The 17,220-nt window shown below is 63.6% G+C and carries 16 protein-coding genes; 12 read left to right on the forward strand and 4 right to left on the reverse strand.

Features of this window, described 5'->3' with window-relative positions:
• Positions 1 to 95 precede the first annotated feature (95 nt).
• The 4 genes from FB598_RS08850 to FB598_RS08865 form a co-directional block, all read right to left on the reverse strand.
• Positions 96 to 1,787 carry a phosphoethanolamine transferase gene (locus FB598_RS08850; RefSeq protein ID WP_141913522.1) on the reverse strand — a complete coding sequence of 564 codons (1,692 nt, stop codon included), beginning with the start codon at positions 1,785 to 1,787 and terminating at the stop codon, positions 96 to 98.
• Between the two features lie 208 nt (positions 1,788 to 1,995).
• A complete protein-coding gene (arsC, locus tag FB598_RS08855; protein ID WP_141913521.1) occupies positions 1,996 to 2,424 on the reverse strand; it encodes an arsenate reductase (glutaredoxin) in 429 nt (142 codons plus the stop codon).
• A 78-nt stretch (positions 2,425 to 2,502) separates the two neighbouring features.
• Positions 2,503 to 3,786 (reverse strand): arsenic transporter, encoded by a 1,284-nt coding sequence (locus tag FB598_RS08860; protein ID WP_141913520.1) that lies wholly within the window; start codon positions 3,784 to 3,786, stop codon positions 2,503 to 2,505.
• 57 nt (positions 3,787 to 3,843) lie between these two features.
• Positions 3,844 to 4,179 (reverse strand): helix-turn-helix transcriptional regulator, encoded by a 336-nt coding sequence (locus FB598_RS08865; protein WP_141913519.1) that lies wholly within the window; start codon positions 4,177 to 4,179, stop codon positions 3,844 to 3,846.
• A gap of 270 nt (positions 4,180 to 4,449) precedes the next feature.
• Between FB598_RS08865 and FB598_RS08870 the strand changes: the two genes are divergently transcribed.
• From FB598_RS08870 to FB598_RS08925, 12 genes are all read left to right on the forward strand, one after another.
• Positions 4,450 to 5,175, forward strand: a complete 726-nt coding sequence (locus tag FB598_RS08870) for a GntR family transcriptional regulator (RefSeq protein WP_141913518.1) — start codon at positions 4,450 to 4,452, stop codon at positions 5,173 to 5,175.
• A 65-nt stretch (positions 5,176 to 5,240) separates the two neighbouring features.
• Positions 5,241 to 6,026 (forward strand): transporter substrate-binding domain-containing protein, encoded by a 786-nt coding sequence (locus FB598_RS08875; RefSeq protein ID WP_141913517.1) that lies wholly within the window; start codon positions 5,241 to 5,243, stop codon positions 6,024 to 6,026.
• On the forward strand, positions 6,027 to 7,439 hold the full coding sequence (locus tag FB598_RS08880) for an amidase (protein ID WP_141913516.1): 1,413 nt from the start codon (positions 6,027 to 6,029) through the stop codon (positions 7,437 to 7,439).
• Positions 7,440 to 7,449: 10 nt separating this feature from the next.
• A complete protein-coding gene (locus FB598_RS08885) occupies positions 7,450 to 8,202 on the forward strand; it encodes a 2-keto-4-pentenoate hydratase (RefSeq protein ID WP_141913515.1) in 753 nt (250 codons plus the stop codon).
• A gap of 152 nt (positions 8,203 to 8,354) precedes the next feature.
• Positions 8,355 to 8,963 carry a TetR/AcrR family transcriptional regulator gene (locus FB598_RS08890; RefSeq protein ID WP_141913514.1) on the forward strand — a complete coding sequence of 203 codons (609 nt, stop codon included), beginning with the start codon at positions 8,355 to 8,357 and terminating at the stop codon, positions 8,961 to 8,963.
• Positions 8,964 to 9,085: 122 nt separating this feature from the next.
• The gene (locus FB598_RS08895) at positions 9,086 to 9,892 is read left to right on the forward strand and encodes an oxidoreductase (RefSeq protein WP_141914184.1); all 807 of its coding nucleotides are present in this window, start codon (positions 9,086 to 9,088) and stop codon (positions 9,890 to 9,892) included.
• Complete coding sequence (locus tag FB598_RS08900; protein ID WP_141913513.1) at positions 9,889 to 10,098, forward strand: hypothetical protein; 210 nt, start codon at positions 9,889 to 9,891, stop codon at positions 10,096 to 10,098. The genes FB598_RS08895 and FB598_RS08900 overlap by 4 nt, the downstream gene beginning before the upstream one ends.
• Before the next feature lie 113 nt (positions 10,099 to 10,211).
• The gene (locus tag FB598_RS08905; RefSeq protein ID WP_141913512.1) at positions 10,212 to 11,213 is read left to right on the forward strand and encodes an NADP-dependent oxidoreductase; all 1,002 of its coding nucleotides are present in this window, start codon (positions 10,212 to 10,214) and stop codon (positions 11,211 to 11,213) included.
• Between the two features lie 529 nt (positions 11,214 to 11,742).
• On the forward strand, positions 11,743 to 13,290 hold the full coding sequence (locus FB598_RS08910; protein WP_141913511.1) for a methyl-accepting chemotaxis protein: 1,548 nt from the start codon (positions 11,743 to 11,745) through the stop codon (positions 13,288 to 13,290).
• A 146-nt stretch (positions 13,291 to 13,436) separates the two neighbouring features.
• Entirely contained in the window at positions 13,437 to 14,642 is a 1,206-nt protein-coding gene (locus FB598_RS08915) for an ROK family transcriptional regulator (RefSeq protein ID WP_255463868.1), read from the forward strand.
• The gene (locus FB598_RS08920) at positions 14,639 to 16,126 is read left to right on the forward strand and encodes a sugar ABC transporter ATP-binding protein (protein WP_141913509.1); all 1,488 of its coding nucleotides are present in this window, start codon (positions 14,639 to 14,641) and stop codon (positions 16,124 to 16,126) included. The genes FB598_RS08915 and FB598_RS08920 overlap by 4 nt, the downstream gene beginning before the upstream one ends.
• A complete protein-coding gene (locus FB598_RS08925) occupies positions 16,107 to 17,135 on the forward strand; it encodes an ABC transporter permease (protein WP_183405721.1) in 1,029 nt (342 codons plus the stop codon). Before FB598_RS08920 ends, FB598_RS08925 begins: the two co-directional genes overlap by 20 nt.
• The last annotated feature ends 85 nt before the right edge of the window (positions 17,136 to 17,220 follow it).

Consider the following 17,220-nt stretch of genomic DNA (forward strand, 5'->3'; position numbering starts at 1 on the left):
TTGTTGTCAGGGAAGGGATGCCAAAACCAGGTTCGAAGGCAGCTCTTCAGTCATCTCGTCCCAAGAAGAGCTCAAGCGTCTTTTCCTTCACTCACTTACTTACTTGCTGCATTCACCGGACTTTGCTGATACATGACCGTACGCGGCTCATATGGCCGTCCATTGATGCGCCGCAGGCCATTGACGAAATCCTGGCTGTGAAAATTCTCGCTGAGGATATCCCGCGAGGCTTCGTAGTAAATTGAGCGAACGCCGAGAAGGCCCAGCACGGTGTGCTCGAAATGGTCGGTCTGGTAGGCGCGATGTTCGAGCATGGCTTTCTCTTCCGGATTTTTTCCGGCAAAAGACTTGGTCCACAATAGCATGGGGATTTCGTAGCCGGTGGCGTCCGAAATGGATTGGCCGGCATGGTTTCTCGTGTGGCCGACTTCCTGGCCGTGGTCTGAGCTAAAGACCAGGCTGGCGTGATCCTGGTGCGTCATCTTCATCGTCAACTGGAGCATGCTGCCGACAACATAGTCGTTGTATGCGATGGCGTTGTCGTATTCATTGCGCAGCTGGCGAATCCACACCGGGCGCTCGGCCTTGGCGAGTTGTTCTGAAATGTGGTCGAGGGCGCCATCGAACTTCGCATATTCCCTGGGGTAGCGCATGTCGTACGTTGGGTGAGCGCCCAGGAGATGGACCACGATCAGCTTTTTCGGGGCGGGATTCTTTAATGCGGCTTCCAAGCCAGGCAGCAGGTTGCCATCGAAATTGTTTTCGCCGCGCCCGGCGCCCTTGTTGATGAAGAGCTTTTCGCTGGCGCGGTTCGACACCAATCCCAGCCAGCCATCGTTGGGGACCTGGTTGGAAATCCAAAACGTCTTGAAGCCGGCTTCCTGGGCCAGCATCAGCACGTCGGGTTTGCGATTCCACTCGTCTGGGTCATCGATGTCGGCCGGCGTGAACATCTTCATCAGCGAAGCCATGGTCGCCGGCTCTGACGACACGACATCCCGGAAAACGATCAGCTCCTTGCGCATCGAGTTCAGCAACGGTGTCGTGTTGCGCGGATAACCGTACAGGGACATGTTGGCGCGGTTGATGCTTTCTCCAATCACCCACACTACGGTGTTGCGATCCGGTCCCGCGTACTGAACCTGCCAGTCGGATTTCTTGGCCATGTTGCGCTCGATGTCCCTCGACATGTTCTCGGCCCGGACTACCTGTGCGCGATAGTCCAGGTAGCGAAGCGGCCAGAACAGGAGCGGATTTTCCTTGGCCATCGTGGGATTGAAGTGCAGCGCAAGGAACACCGTGAGAAGCGCGCCAATGCCGACGAGGCTGCGCCGTTTCAGCGGCGCGGCGCTGGTATCGGGCTCGATGCCGGCAAGTTTTCGTTGGGCCAGGAATGCCAGGAAACAGGATGCGAGAAAGACGAGTGCGGCCTCTACCACGTTGCGCCAGTTGTGCCGAAAGAATTCCCCTGTTTCACTCGGATTCGAGTTGAAGATGGCCTGTAAGACCAGGATCGGATTGGGGCGCAGTCCAAAGTAATCGCGCAAAAATCCTTTCAGCGTCGCATCGAGGAAAAAAAGCAGGAGGATCAGGAACGTGCTCGCCGACAACCAATGGGGGCGCCGACGGAAATAGGGGATGGCGATGAACATTCCCGTAATGCCGGGCAGGGCGCTCGCCATCAGGATGCTGCTCTTGGCCAGCTCATTCGTGCTCACCATGCCAAGCATCCAGAACATGCCCAGGCCGACCAGACCGATGCAAAGCCGATTGCGCAATTGTTTCAATTTTGCTCTTTCTGCCGCCCTCGTCGGCAAATCCGTCATGCGCCTTGGGCGCATCCCTTCGAACCCTGGTTTCTGTTGTGCGGCCTCGTTCTGGAAAGCGATTTATTGTCGGGACGTTGTGCAGTGAACGCAGGCTGCGCGGTATGACACGCTAACCGCTAATTTGTTTCGTTGAAACCGCAAGTCTTGGGATGGGTGACAGGGCGGATCACTTGCCCGACGCAACACGTTGCCCCTGCGCGTCGATGACGGCTTCACCGTCTTCTTTCGTGAAGGCTCCCTGTTGCGGATGCGGCAGGATCTCCAGCACCACTTCGGATGGCCGGCACAGGCGCGTTCCCTTGGAGGTCACCACAAACGGCCGGTTGATCAGGATCGGGTGGGCCAGCATGGCATCGAGCAACTGCTCGTCGGTCAGCGCCGGGTTGTCCAGGCCCAGCTCGGCATAGGGCGTTCCCTTTTGGCGCATCGCCTCGCGCACGCCCAGGCCGGCATCCTGGATCAGTTTGGCCAGGGTTTCGCGCGAAGGGGGATGCTGGAGATAGTCGATGACAATCGGTTCTTCGCCGCTGTTGCGGATCATCGCCAGGGTGTTGCGGGAGGTTCCGCAGGCAGGGTTGTGGTAGATCGTGGTCATGGTGTCATCCTTGTGTGAAATCGGCTTGGAGCCCGTCGGCCGGGGAGCGTCGCCAATGGGAAAGCGGCCGGGGCCGTCTCAACCGCCCAACCGGAGCGCCAGGGCGCATAGCGTCGCCAGCAGCACCGGCAGCGTCAGCATGGCGCCCACCCGGAAATAATAACCCCAGGAGATGTGGATGCTCTTCTTGTCGAGGACGTGCAGCCAGAGCAGGGTGGCCAGGCTGCCGATCGGCGTGATCTTGGGGCCGAGGTCGCTGCCGATGACGTTGGCGTACACCATGGCTTCCTTCACGACGCCCTGGGCGCTGGCGGCGTCGATCGACAAGGCGCCGACCAGCACGGTGGGCATGTTGTTCATGACCGAGGACAGGAACGCGGTCAGCAAGCCGGTGCCGATGGCGGCGCCCCAGACGCCATGCTGGGCGAAGCCATTCAATACGCCCGTGAGATAGCCTGTCAGGCCGGCATTGCGCAATCCGTACACCACCAGGTACATCCCCAGCGAGAAGAAGACGATCTGCCAGGGCGCGCCTTTGACGACTTCGCGGGTGGAGATGATGTGGCCGCGGCCGGCCACGGCCAGCAAGATCAGCGCCCCGACGGCGGCCACCGCGCTGATCGGCACGCCCAGGCCTTCCAGCCAGAAGAAGCCGGCCAGCAGCAGGGCCAGCACCCACCAGCCGGCAACGAAGGTGGCGCGGTCGCGGATGGCTGCGGCCGGCGACTGGAGCTGCGCCAGGTCATAGCTTGCGGGAATGTCGCGCCGGAAGCAGGCGAAAAGCGCCAGGAGCGTGGCCAGCACCGAGACGATATTGACCGGGACCATGATGGACGCGTACTCGGCGAAACCGATCTTGAAGAAATCGGCCGAGACGATGTTGACCAGGTTCGATACCACCAGCGGCAAGCTGGCCGTATCGGCGATGAAGCCGGCCGCCATCACGAAGGCCAGGGTCGCCCGGGGCGGGAAGCGCAATGCCAGCAGAATGGCGATGACGATGGGCGTGAGGATCAGGGCCGCGCCATCGTTGGCGAACAGCGCGGAGACGGCGGCGCCCAGCAAGACCAGCAAGCCGAACAGGAACCGGCCCCGGCCGCCGCCCCAGCGGGCCACGTGCAGGGCCGCCCATTCGAAGAAGCCGGCCTTGTCCAGCAGCAGGCTGCTGATGATGATGGCGATGAAGGTGCCGGTGGCATTCCAGACAATATGCCACACCGCCGGGATATCCGACCAATGGACTACGCCGCAGAGCAGCGCCACGGCGGCGCCGGCACATGCGCTCCAGCCGATGCCCAGCCCCCTGGGCTGCCAGATCACGAATATCAGGGTAAGCAGGAAAATGAGAAATGCCGCAAGCACGTCGGGTCCTTGATGGTGAGTGGGAGGTCGGCGCGCCTGAAAGCGGCCGTTGTAAGGTCAGTTCGATGAAGTCGCCGGCTGGCAGCGCACGCCCGCGGGTGCGCAGGCATTGCCGCCGCAGCAGTTGTCGGTGAGGAAGCCGAGCACCTGGTTCATGGCGGCGTAGTTGGCGGTGTAGATCACAAACCGGCCTTCCTGCCGCGCAGTCACCAATGAAGCGTGCGCCAGTTCTTTCAAGTGGAACGAGAGCGAGGACGGCGCAATGTCGAGATGCTCGCCGATCTTGCTGGCGGCACTGCCTTCAGGCCCGAGCTGCACCAAATGGCGGAAGATGGCCAGGCGCGACTCTTGGGCCAGCGCGGCCAGGGCGGTGATGACGGCTTTGGTTTCCATGGCGGTATTTAATTATTCAACATTTCAATTATTATTGAAATGTTTGGCCGACGCAAGTCGTTGCCCTTGCTTGCGGTGCCGGGCGCCCCACAACCCGCTGCATCATGCCAAGCATCCCCCCTTGAGCCGCCGCAGGTTCCAATGTGGGGCGGGCATGGCGATGCCGCACCACGAAGGACGCGTCTTGAACGCGCCATGGCCCGGATTTGAGGCATGGTGGTCGCCAAACCTGAATACAGATATGGCACGAAAGCTGCATACAGGTTGGGCATGACCACATCAACCGATATCAGCGCATGCATCCTGGAAGCGGTTCTCGCCAGGAAGCTGCTGCCCGGCCACAAGTTGAGCGAGCAGCAGCTGGCCAGCCTGTTCGGTTGCAGCCGCACCATCGTGCGTGAAGCATTGACCCGGTTGGCGGTGCGCCGGCTGGTCACCTCCAGCGTCGGCAGCGGCTGGTATGTCGCGCAGCCCAGCCGGGAAGAGGCGTTCCAGACGTTCGAAGCGCGCCGCGTCATCGAAACCGGCTTGCTGCGCCTGCGCACGGCGCTGGATAAAGCCACGCTGCGCAAGTTGCGCCAGCATCTCAAGCGGCAAAAACTGGCGCTGCAAGGCGGCGATATTGCGCAGCGCAGTTTCCTGCTGGGGGATTTCCATGTCTGCCTGGCCGATTGCCTGGGCAATCCGGTCCTGGCTGAAACGCTGCGCGACCTCACCGCGCGCACCACGCTGATCGCGCTGCATCACCAATCCGACGAGGAGGCGCTGCACTCCTATACCGAGCACACGGCGATCGTCGCGGCTCTGGAAGCGGGCGACCTGGCCAGGGCACAGGCGCTGCTGGACAGCCACCTGGATACCTGGGACCGCAAGCTCCCCCTCGATGGCGAGCCCCATGCCGCCGCCAGCGCCGATCCCGTAGCGCGGCTGCGCCGCATCCTGCAGCCCTTGCCCGCGGGCATCGGTTGGCAGGCCCCGCCGATTTTGCAGCACTGACCGGCACGCCTGCCGCGTCGGGCGGCGGGGTGTTTTCTATTGACGCAGCCAACAGGGAGAGTGAAATGAAAACTTGGAAAATCAAGGTATTGGCCAGCCTGCTGCTGGCCGCCACGGCTTGCGCGGCGACGGCGCAGAGCATGCTGGAGGATATTCAGAAGTCGCGCCAGATCCGGATCGCGGTGCCGACCGACTTCGCTCCCTATGGTTTTGTCGACGCCGACATGCAGCCGAAGGGCCTGGATATCGACATGGCCAACCTGGTGGCGGCGAAACTGGGCGCCAAGGCGGTCCTGGTGCCGGTCACCAGCGCCAACCGCATTCCCTACCTGCAGACGCACAAGGTGGATATTGTCATCTCGACCCTGGGCAAGAACGCCGAGCGCGAGAAGGTGGTCGATTTCACCGCGGCGTACTCGCCCTTTTTCATCGGCGTGTTCGGGCCCAAGGCGATGGCGGTCAAAGGCGGCCCCGACCTGGCCGGCAAGAGCATCGGCGTGACCCGCGGTTCGATGGATGACATGGAACTGAGCAAGGTCGCGCCGTCCAGCGCCACCTTGCGCCGTTTCGAAGACAACAACAGCACCATCGCCGCCTTCGCCGCGGGCCAGACCCAACTGGTGGCGACCAGCGTGCAGGTGGCCGACGTGCTGATGAAGAACAATCCCCAGCTCAACACCGAATTCAAGTTCGTGCTGAAGGTCTCGCCCAATTTCATCGGCCTTCCGAAAAACGAAGACAAGCTGCGGGCCCGCCTCAATGACATCCTGGCCGCAGCCAAGGCCAGCGGCGAACTCGACAAGCTGTCGCAAAAATGGCTGGGACGTCCGGCCGGCGAACTGCCCGAGTAAATGGAGCCCTCTGCGCAAATGGATGCCGCCGGCGACCTGTGTCGCCTGGGCGCGGCGGCGCTGGCCGACGGATACCGGCGCGGGGCGTTCACGCCGGTCGACGCCGCGCTGGCGTGCCTGGCGCGCATCGAGCAATGCCAGCCGACCATCAACGCCATGACCGCGGTGGTCGCCCATGGCGCGCTGGAGGCGGCGCATGCCAGCGCGCGCCGCTGGGCCGCCGGCGCAGCATGGGGAGTGCTGGACGGGATACCGCTGACCGTGAAGGACAATCTTCACGTGCGCGGCATGCCGACCACCTGGGGAAGCCGGCTCTACGGCGCCGGCCCGGAGGCGGCAGATGAACTGCCGGTGGCGCGCCTGCGTGCGGCGGGCGCGGTCTTGCTCGGCAAGAGCAACCTTCCCGAGTTCGCCATGCAGGGCTATACCTCCAATCTGCGCTTCGGTACCACCCGCAATCCCTGGGATGTGCGCCTGACGCCCGGCGGTTCCTCGGGAGGCGCCGCCGCGGCAGTGGCTTCCGGCTGCGGCCCGCTGGCGCTGGCAACCGACGGCGGCGGTTCGATCAGGCGGCCGGCGGCGCATTGCGGCCTGTTCGGTTTCAAGCCGTCGGCAGGCCTGGTGCCGCGGCAGGGCGGCTTGCCGGAGATTTTCCTGGAATACGAAAGCGTCGGCGGGCTGGGCCGGTCGGTCCAGGATGTGCGGATCTTGATGGAAGTCCTGGCCGCGCAGCCGCTGCGCTCGCCGCCCTCCGAGGTGGCAGCGGCGCGCCGCATTCTTTATCTGCCGCGGTTTGCCGGCGTCGAGGTCGATCCCGGCATTGCGGCCAATGCGCAGGCGGTTGCACGCTGCCTGTCCAGGCTCGGGCATGTCGTGGTCGAGCAGGCCGCGTTCGATCTGGCCGATGCCGTCAACGAGTTGTGGCCATCCCTGTCGGCGGCGGGCCTGGCGTGGCTGGCGCAGACGCAGCCCGGCGCCTTCGAAGAGCGGTGCGGCGCGGTGGCGCGCGCGACCTTGATGGCCGGCCGCGCGTTGCCCGGCAGCGCGCTGTATACGCTGCAGCGCGAAGTGATGCTGCTGCGGCGCGCGATGGCGCAGCTGTGGCATGCGCATGATTTCATTCTCACGCCCGCCACGGCCGCCTTGCCGTGGGCGGCGGATGAGGCTTTCCCGGCGATCATCGGCGGCCGGCCCGCCGGGCCGCGCGACCACGCGGTCTTCACCGCGCTGGCCAACGCGGCCGGGCTGCCTGCCATCGCCATTCCCACCGGGCTGGTCGCCGGCCTGCCCACCGGGATGCAACTGATCGCGCCGCGCGGCGCCGACGCCGCGCTGTTGGCGTTCGCCGAACATATGGCAATGGAACTGCCCGCCCTGGGCATGGCCATGCCGCCATCTCTGGCGCCTGATTGAGGCAGAACCGATGCAAGCACACGACATCGCCCGGCTATTGCGGCAGGCCCGGGAAAGCCGCATTCCCCTGGATTATCGGCAAGTGCCGGTCGACAGCAGAGAGCAGGCCTACGCGGTGCAGGATGCCTGCCTGGATTTCCTGGGGCCTGTCGGCGGCTGGAAGGTCGGGCACAAGGGGCCGGGGCATGAGCCGCACTGCGCGCCGCTGCCCGCGCTCGGCTTCCATGGCGACGGCGCCGCATTCACGTTGAGCCAGTGGCCGCTGTGCGGTGTGGAGGTAGAGCTGGCCCTGCGCCTGCGCGCCGATGTCGGGCCGGGCGAGCTGGCGGCATCGGGCATCGATATCGGCGAAATATTCGACGCCGCAATGCCGGCTTTCGAGATCGTCGAAACCAGGCTGGCGCCATTTCCTAGCCCCAATCCCAACGCGGCATTGGCCGACCTGCAGAGCCATGGCGCCATCGTCCTCGGCCCGGAAATCCCGATCGAATCGATGGGCCTGATCGATTTTTCCGGGCTCGAGGCCAGCCTGGAGGTCGGCGGTGCATTGGTCGCCCAGGCCAAGGGCGGCAACCCCATGCGCGATCTGGAGATGGTCGTCGCCTGGCTGGCCAGGCATGCGCAGCGACGCGGCATGCCCTTGCAAAAAGGACAGGTCGTCATGACCGGCTCGTGCACCGGCATGCATTTCATGAAAAGTCCGGCCGCGGTGATCGGGCGGCTGGGACGATTGAATGCGGTGATGTGTACATTTGGCGTGTAGCAACCTGGCCAAGGCATGCCGGGGAGGCCGGGCATCCATGGCGTGGTGGCCGAGCCTTTGGGCAGTGAAACGATGCAAGGGGGAGGCGGTGGAGGGCGCGACAGGAAAACGGCGCAAATGGATTCGCTGAGCATTTTTTTGCGAAATGATATATGATGGTCATCATGAAATCGAAAGCCATTGGGCAAAAAACCGCCAGCCGCAAGGAAATCACGCATGAGCGCATCGTTGAGGTCGCCGCGCGCGCGATTCGGCGCAGCGGTTATCACGGCACCGGAGTGGCCGACATCATGAAGGAAGCCGGGCTGACGCACGGCGGCTTCTACGCCCACTTCGCGTCGCGTGAAGCGTTGCTGGCGGAAGCGGCGGATCGTGCCGGCGCGGAAGCCGTCGGTCTGTCGGAACGCATCGCTGCCGCGGTTCCGCCCGGGCAGGCTTTGCCGGCAATGATCCAGGCCTACCTGTCGGCGGAGCATTTTGCCGGGATTGAAACCGGCTGTCCGATTTCCGCGTTGGGTTCGGAAATGCCGCGCCAGGCGCCAGAGGTGCGGCACGCCGCGACCCGCCGCATCAAAGAGATGATCGATGTGGTCGCGCGCGAGCTGCCCGGCTGGGGAACCCCGGCCGGACATGAAGAGGCGCTCATGATCGTCGCTTCGATTGTCGGCGCCATGATCATGGCGCGCGCTGTCGACGACCCCAGGTTGTCTGAAAGTTTTCTCGAGGCGGCACGGAAAAAACTGGCACCGTCCGATTCCTGACTTCAGGGGTGCGGGCATGCGTGCCTGTTTTTTTGATTGTAAATATGATGATCGTAATATTTTTGTGGAAAAACCTGGTTTAAAGCCGCCGGAGGCTTGTTGATGAAAGTCGGGAGAACATGATGGACAGGAAAATCGCACTGGTGACCGGAGCCTCTTCGGGGATTGGCGAAGCAAGCGCGCTGCGGCTTGCAACAGCCGGGTATAAGGTTTACGGCACGAGTCGGCGCGGGGCCCAGGGGCAACAGCCGTTCGACATGCTATCGCTCGATGTGACCAGCGACGATTCGGTCGACGCTGCCGTCGACGCAGTGATGAAGCAAAGCGGCCGGATCGATCTGCTGGTGAACAATGCCGGTTTCGGCGTTGCTCCGGCTGCGGCGGAGGAGAGCTCGCTTGAGCAGGCCCGCTCGATCTTTGAAACCAACTTTTTCGGGCTGGTTCGAATGACGCGCGCCGTGGTTCCTCACATGCGCCGGCAGCGTGCCGGCCGTATCCTCAATATCGGTTCGGTGCTGGGTTTTCTGCCCATGCCCTACATGGCGCTTTACTCCGCGACCAAGCATGCCGTAGCGGGATATTCGGAATCGCTCGACCACGAATTGCGTACGATGGGCATTCGCGTCTCGGTGATCGAGCCCGGTTATATCCATACCCGGTTCGATGTGAATTCCATGGAGCCCGACAATGCGCTCGACTTGTACCGTGAAATTCGCGCGGCCCTGAAACAGCGCGTAAAAGAGCTGGTGAGCGGCGCAGACGGCCCGGAGGTGGTGGCTGACACCGTGCTCAAAGCGGCAAGTGCCCGCCGCCCCGTGCTGCGTTATTCCGCCGGCGGGTTGGCGAGGCGCTTGCGCTTTTTGCATAGATTCGCTCCGGCGGCCCTGGTCGATGCCGGTATCAGAAAAGACTTGCGGCTGGAATCATGAAGATACCGGTTCGCAGCCAACTCGGGCGGCGTGACGCAGAGCAGGAAAGCGGTCGATTGGAAAACGCTGCGGAAGCGGAATGTCCTGCCGTCGTCGCTGCGACCCGGCATGCGACAGCCGCGAAAGCCATGCATCCGGAGGTTGAGGCCATGGCGATTTTCACTGGCGGCGACATGCGCCTGCGCGCATATTTGGGAATCATGTGAGAGCGTTTCGATGGCGTCGGCATCGGGAAAATCCAGGCAGTCAATATTTTGCAGCGAGCCATGAAACCACGGCCAGCATGCAGGAACACCTAAACAGAATCGGGAAAGACATCATGAAGGCATTCATCATCAAACGCTATGGCCGCAATAACCGTCTGCATCCTGCCGACATGCCGGAGCCGGATGTGCGTGACGATGATGTATTGGTCCAAGTCCACGCCGCAGGCGTCAATCTGCTTGATGCCAAAATCAGGAACGGAGAATTCAAACTCATTTTGCCCTATGGATTGCCTTTGATTTTAGGTAACGATGTGGCTGGCGTGGTGATCAAGACAGGGGCCAAGGTAAGCCGCTTCAAGCCCGGGGATGAAGTCTATGCCCGCCCAGACAAAGACAGGATCGGCACATTCGCTGAGTTCATCTCGATGAATGAAAAAGACGTTTCCTTGAAACCGGAATCGATCTCGATGGAAGAAGCCGCCTCGCTGCCGCTGGTCGGTTTAACTGCGTGGCAGGCGTTGGTCGAAAAAGCGGGATTGAAGAAGGGGCAGAAGGTCTTCATCCAGGCCGGCTCCGGCGGGGTTGGGACATTTGCCATCCAGCTGGCGAAGCACCTGGGCGCAACGGTGGCGGCCAGTACCAGTGCCGCCAATGCAGATTGGGTGAGGCGCCTTGGCGCAGATATTGTGATCGACTACAAGCAGGATGACGTTGAAAAGATCTTGTCGGACTATGACGTTGTCTTGCATAGCCAGGACGGCAAGACGATGGAGAAATCCATGCGCATCCTGAAAAAGGGCGGGAGATTGATCTCCATCTCCGGGCCGCCGGATTCGGATTTTGCAAAAGAGATCGGGGCTTCGTGGCTGGTCGCATCGATCATGCGAGTTTTAAGCTTTGGCGCCAAAAGAAAGGCAAGGCAGCGCAATGTCAATTTTTCATTTCTTTTCATGCGGGCCAATGGCGAACAATTGAAAAGAATTGCGTCGCTGGTTGATTCCGGCGCGATACGTCCGGTCGTGGATAAAGTCTTTGCGTTCGACGCGGCCAATGATGCGCTGGATTATGTCGAGGCCGGACGTGCCAAGGGCAAGGTCGTTATCAAGGTCAAATAGATGCGCCGCGGGGCGGCAGCCGCAAGAGGCCGTCAGCCCCGGATGGCGGCGCACTTTCCGCGGTCCCGGCCCCGCTCCTGCCCGTCATGATGAGCGGCCTTGTCGGCTTGCCAAGAACGCGGGACAGGGAATCGGCTTTCGCAGACAGGCGCATTCCCGCCGCGCCAAATGATATCGATTAGGGCATTAAGCCCGCGATTTAATTCATTGGAAAGACATCCCCCGAATATTTAATATTCATCCCGGCCTCGCTTTGTCGAGTGGCCTCGGGGGAGGTGGCGCACGTGTCGAGCCAGGACGCATTTCACTCCTGCTGATGAAATGGGGGCCGGTCGTCTCCACGAGATCCCCATTCCTTAACGCCGGTATCGCATCTCCTCCTGGCGCTTCCGACGGTCACACCCAGGTTCGTGTGCGCGCGATCCGGCATTTCGCCACCAATGACCGGATCCGGTTTCGATATCGCTTCGCTGTCGATCCGTTCCTCCCCCCCAAAAAAAAACGATACAAACCGGAATTTGAGGATGACATGAACTGGTTTTTGAATCTGAATATCGCAAGAAAACTCGCCTTTTCCTTCGGCCTGATGATCGCCTTGACGGTGATGGTCGGCTTGTTCTCCGTCAGCCAGCTCAAGGAAGTGAACAAGGCATCGGCGGAAATCGTCAGCAAATGGATGCCCTCGATCGAAGCGGCCAGGGAGATACAACGTTCGCTGCCGCTCATGCGCATCGCCGAGCTGGAGTTGGTGACGGCGGTGCAACCGGCTGAGCGCGCTGCCGCCAACCAGGCCATCCAGGCGCGCCTGGGCATGCTTGCCAAGCAGCGCGCCATTTACGAGCAGCGCATCTCGGAACCGGAAGAGAAAACCCAATACGCGCAGTTCAGCAAGAGTTTCGCCGCGTATGTCGAGATGGACAAGCAATTGTCCGAGATGGCGGCCAATCAGCAATACGACGAGACGCGGGCCTTGTTCAACGGCGAATCCGGCAAAGTGTTCCGCAGCATGGTGGCCAATCTTGAGGCGATCGTGAAAATCAACGGCGAAGGCAGCGCGCGCGCCGACCGGGCCGCGTATCGCGTATATACCGTGGCCGAGATCTGGATCTTCGGCTTGCTGGGCGCCACCGTCTTGATCGCATGCGTGCTGGCGTTTGCCGTGGGGCGCAATGTGTCTCGTCCGCTCAAGGCGGCGGTCGAGGTGGCGCAACGGGTGGCCAGGGGAGATTTGACGGTGTATATCCGGCCCAGGGGGCGCGACGAGACCGGCCGTTTGATGGAAGCGCTGCGCGCGATGAACGAGAGCCTGCGCAATATCGTCAGCGAAGTGCGCCAGCGCACCGACACCATCGGCACGGCCACGTCCGAGATTGCCAGCGGCAACCTCGATTTGTCCTCGCGCACCGAGCAGCAGGCCGGCTCGCTGGAAGAGACCGCCTCGGCGATGGAACAGCTGACCTCCACCGTCAGGCAAAACGCCGACAACGCGCGCCAGGCCAACCAGTTGGCCGAATCGGCCTCCGACGTAGCGATCCAGGGCGGCAGCGTGGTCGGCCAGGTGGTGCAGACCATGGAAGGCATCACCGAGAGCTCGCGCAAGATTGCCGACATCATCGGTGTGATCGACGGTATCGCCTTCCAGACCAATATCCTGGCGCTCAATGCCGCCGTCGAAGCGGCGCGCGCCGGCGAGCAGGGGCGCGGCTTCGCGGTGGTGGCGTCGGAGGTGCGTTCGCTGGCGCAACGTTCGGCCGCGGCCGCCAGGGAGATCAAGGCGCTGATCGACGATTCCGTGGAGAAGGTGGGCGCCGGCAGCAAGCTGGTCGAACAAGCCGGCGCGACCATGACCGAGGTAGTCGCCAGCGTCAGGCGCGTGACCGGCATCGTCGGCGAAATCACGGCCGCTACGCAAGAACAGAGCAGCGGGCTCAATGAGGTCAACCAGGCCATCGCCCAGATGGACCAGACCACCCAACAGAACGCGGCATTGGTCGAACAGGCCGCCGCCGCGGCCGATTCATTGAAAGGGCAAGCCAGCGAGCTGGCGCTGGTGGTCGGGACCTTCAAGCTCGGATGACGGTGTTTGACCGGGCGCATGGCGGCCGTTGCTGGCAGCGCTGGATTGACCTGAATTAGGTCTAAGTTACGACTTGATAAGCCAAAGCCGACCACATAGTATTCCTGCAAGCGTCCGACATGAGGCGCTACGACCGGAGACAAATCTTGGCACGCTGGCACAACTGCGGCACGGAAGACCTCGACGTCTTGCAGACCATCTTCTGGTCGGCCGGCGCATCGCGCAACGCGCTGGCGCAGCGGCTGGCCTATTCCAAGAGCAAGGCCAACGCCATGGTGGCGGCCTTGCTGGACGAGGGCTTGCTCGACGAGGTGGGGCTGCAGGAATCGTCCGGCGGCCGTCGCGCCGAGACCTTGCGCCTGAGCGAGACGCTGGGCGTGGTGATCGGCGTCGACCTGGGCGCCACCAGCATGCAGGTGGCCGTCATGCGGCCGGACATGGCCGTGCTGGCGCGCCACCGCGAACCCATCGACGTGCGCCAGGGGCCGGGCGTGATCCTGGCGCGGCTGCGCGGCCTGATGCGGGAGTTGCTCACGCGCTGCCGACGGCCGGCGACACAGCTCATCGCCATCGGCGTGGGCGTGCCGGGACCGGTGGACTTCGCCAGCGGCCAGCTGGTCAATCCGCCGCTGATGCCCGACTGGGACGGTTTTTCCATCCGCGATTACCTGCGCGAGGCGTTCGCCGCGCCGGTGTTCGTGGACAACGATGTCAACTTGATGGCGCTCGGCGAAATGTACCGGCTGCAGCGCAACCTGCCCAATTTCCTGGTTATCAAGGTCGGCACCGGCATCGGTTGCGGCATCGTATGCCACGGCCAGGTCTACCGCGGCGCCAACGGCTCGGCCGGCGATGTCGGCCATATCTGCGTGGACCAGGCCGGCCCGCGTTGCCACTGCGGCAACCAGGGTTGCGTGGAGGCGATGGCGGCGGCGCCGGCGATGGCCCGCATGGCGGTGCAGGCCGCGCAGCGCGGCGAGAGCGCGTTGCTGGCCAAACGCCTGCAGGCGACCGGCGCGCTGACGCTGGAAGACGTGGCCCAGGCCAGCCGGGCCGGGGATGTGGCGGCCAATGCCATCATCCAGCGCGCGGGCAACCTGGTGGGGCAGATGCTGGCTTCGGTGGTCAATTTCTTCAATCCTTCGCACGTGTTCATCGCCGGGCGGGTCGCCGACATGGGGCCGCTGTTCCTGGCCTCGGTGCGCCAGAGCGTGTACCACCGCTCGCTGGCGCTCTCCACCCGCCACCTTGAGATTCAGTACGCGCCCCTGGCCGACGATGCCGGCGTGGTGGGCGCGGGGGTGCTGGCCATGCAGCAGAGCATGGCCAGCGCCGCGGGAGATGCGCCATGAGCGTGGCCGTCGAATTCCGCAACGTGACCAAGGCATTCGGTCCGGTGCGCGTGCTGCATGGCGTGGATTTCGCGCTGCAGCCGGGCCGCGTGTACGGTTTGCTGGGCGAGAACGGCGCCGGCAAGTCGACGCTGATGAAGATCCTGGCCGGCTACGAGAGCCCGAGCGGCGGCGCGGTGGCGATCGACGGCGCCGTGCGCGCGCCGGGCGGCGGTCCGCGTGCGGCCGAGGCGCAGGGCATCGTGCTGATCCACCAGGAGTTCAATCTGGCGGACGATCTCACGATCATGCAGAACATCTTCCTCGGGCATGAGATCCGCAAGGGCCCGTTCCTCGACGACCGCGCGATGCGCGAGCAGACCCGCGCGGCGCTGGCCAAGGTCGGGCTGCCGCTGGATCCCGATACGCGCGTGCGCAAGCTGATCGTGGCCGAGAAGCAGTTGGTGGAGATTGCCCGCGCGCTGGCCCGCCGCGCGCGCCTGCTCATCATGGATGAGCCCACCGCCACGCTGACGCCGGGCGAAACCGAGCGCCTGTTCGCGTTGATGGCCGAACTCAAGGCCGCGGGCGTGACCATCATCTATATCTCCCACAAGCTGGACGAGGTGGAACGGACTACCGACGAGGTGATCGTGATGCGCGACGGCTTGCTGGTGGCGCGCGAACCCACGGCGTCGCTCACGCGGCGGCAGATGGCCAACCTGATGGTGGGGCGCGAGCTGGCCGACCTGTTCCCGGCCAAGCTGCCGGCGCCGGATGGCGAACCGGCGATCCGGGTGCGCGGCATGACGGTGCCGGGCTGGGCCGAGGATATCGATTTCGAGGTGCGGCGCGGCGAGATACTGGGCTTTGCCGGCCTGGTCGGCGCCGGGCGCACCGAACTGTTCGAGGGCCTGCTCGGCCTGCGCCCGCGCGCCGGCGGCGTGCTGGAGCTGGCGGGCAAGCCGGTGCAGATCAGGAACCCGCGCGATGCGGCCCGCCACGGCCTCACCTATCTCAGCGAAGACCGCAAGGGCAAGGGCTTGCATGTGCACTTGGGGCTGCGTCCCAACCTCACGTTGATGGCCCTGGAGCGCTACGCCAGGCCCTGGCTCGACCCGGCCGCCGAACAGGCCGCGCTGCGCGCCGCGGTGCAGGAGTTCGGCATCCGCGCCGGCGCGCTGGAGGTGCGCGCATCTGCGCTGTCCGGCGGTAACCAGCAAAAGCTGGCGCTGGCCAAGGTGCTGCATCCGGAGCCGTCGGTGGTAGTGCTCGACGAGCCCACGCGCGGCGTGGACGTGGGCGCCAAGCGCGAGATCTACCACCTGGTGCAACGCCTGGCGGCGCAGGGCCTGGCGGTGATCGTGATTTCGTCCGAACTGATGGAGCTGATCGGCCTGTGCCACCGCGTGGCGGTGATGCGCGCCGGTCGCCTGCAAACCACGCTGCAAGAGTCGCACCTGACCGAAGAGGAGTTGATCGTCCATGCCACAGGTACCCGCTGAAAACGCCGCCGCCGCGCGCCCCGGCGGCAGTCCCCGCACCGCCGCCATGTCCGCCTGGTGGAGCCGGCTGCACGGCTTTGGGCCGATCATCGGCCTGGTGCTGTTGTGCATTGCCGGCACCCTGCTCAACAGTAATTTCGCCACCTACGACAACGTGATGAACGTGCTCACGCGCACCGCCTTCATCGGCATCATCGCGGTGGGCATGTGCTTCGTCATCATTTCCGGCGGCATCGACTTGTCGGTGGGCTCGATGGCGGCGTTGATCGCGGGCTCGGTGATCCTGTTCATGAACGCCATGGCGCCCGTGCTGGGTTCGCCCATCGCGGCCGTGGCCGCGGGCATGCTGCTGGCGGTGGCGCTGGGGGCGGTGTTCGGGCTGGTGCACGGCCTGCTCATTACCAAGGGGCGCATCGAGCCTTTCATCGTGACGCTGGGAACGCTGGGCATCTTCCGCGCCTACCTGACTTATTTTTCCAACGGCGGCGCCATCACGCTGGAGAACGACCTCTCCGACATCTACAGCCCGGTGTACTACGCCAATCTGCTGGGCGTGCCGGTGCCGGTGTGGGTGTTCCTGCTGGTGGCGCTGCTGGGCGGCGTGATCCTCAACCGCACCGCCTACGGCCGCTACGTGCAGGCGATCGGCTCCAATGAGCAGGTGGCGCAGTACGCCGCGGTGGATGTGCACAAGGTCAAGATCCTCACCTACATGCTGCTGGGCGTCTGCGTGGGCATCGCCACGCTGCTCTACGTGCCGCGCCTGGGATCGGCATCGCCGACCACCGGCCTGCTGTGGGAACTGGAGGCGATCGCCGCGGTGATCGTGGGCGGCACGGTGTTGAAGGGCGGCGCGGGCAGCATCGCCGGCACGGTGGTGGGCGCGATCCTGCTCTCGGTGATCAGCAACATCCTCAACCTGACCAGCATCATCAGCGTGTACCTGAACGCGGCGGTGCAGGGTTTCGTGATCATCGCGGTGGCCTTCATGCAGCGCGGCAGGAAGTGAAGCCGGGGCGTTCCCTGAATGATTTCCCTGAATGGTTTCCGTGAATGGTTTCCGTGATCGGTTGCAGTTATCGGTTGCAGTTTGC

It is taken from the genome of Herbaspirillum sp. SJZ106 (genome assembly GCF_006715495.1).
GTDB lineage: Bacteria > Pseudomonadota > Gammaproteobacteria > Burkholderiales > Burkholderiaceae_D > Herbaspirillum.

Excerpts from the sequence above, each read along its gene's own strand:
- FB598_RS08885 (WP_141913515.1), top strand. The coding sequence starts at position 7,450 with ATGCAAGCACACGACATCGCCCGGCTATTGCGGCAGGCCCGGGAAAGC.
- FB598_RS08910 (WP_141913511.1), top strand. The coding sequence starts at position 11,743 with ATGAACTGGTTTTTGAATCTGAATATCGCAAGAAAACTCGCCTTTTCC.
- FB598_RS08880 (WP_141913516.1), top strand. The coding sequence starts at position 6,027 with ATGGAGCCCTCTGCGCAAATGGATGCCGCCGGCGACCTGTGTCGCCTG.
- FB598_RS08870 (WP_141913518.1), top strand. The coding sequence starts at position 4,450 with ATGACCACATCAACCGATATCAGCGCATGCATCCTGGAAGCGGTTCTC.
- FB598_RS08920 (WP_141913509.1), top strand. The coding sequence starts at position 14,639 with ATGAGCGTGGCCGTCGAATTCCGCAACGTGACCAAGGCATTCGGTCCG.
- arsC (WP_141913521.1), bottom strand. The coding sequence starts at position 2,424 with ATGACCACGATCTACCACAACCCTGCCTGCGGAACCTCCCGCAACACC.
- FB598_RS08925 (WP_183405721.1), top strand. The coding sequence starts at position 16,107 with ATGCCACAGGTACCCGCTGAAAACGCCGCCGCCGCGCGCCCCGGCGGC.
- FB598_RS08900 (WP_141913513.1), top strand. The coding sequence starts at position 9,889 with ATGAAGATACCGGTTCGCAGCCAACTCGGGCGGCGTGACGCAGAGCAG.
- FB598_RS08875 (WP_141913517.1), top strand. The coding sequence starts at position 5,241 with ATGAAAACTTGGAAAATCAAGGTATTGGCCAGCCTGCTGCTGGCCGCC.
- FB598_RS08905 (WP_141913512.1), top strand. The coding sequence starts at position 10,212 with ATGAAGGCATTCATCATCAAACGCTATGGCCGCAATAACCGTCTGCAT.
- FB598_RS08890 (WP_141913514.1), top strand. The coding sequence starts at position 8,355 with ATGATGGTCATCATGAAATCGAAAGCCATTGGGCAAAAAACCGCCAGC.
- FB598_RS08865 (WP_141913519.1), bottom strand. The coding sequence starts at position 4,179 with ATGGAAACCAAAGCCGTCATCACCGCCCTGGCCGCGCTGGCCCAAGAG.
- FB598_RS08895 (WP_141914184.1), top strand. The coding sequence starts at position 9,086 with ATGGACAGGAAAATCGCACTGGTGACCGGAGCCTCTTCGGGGATTGGC.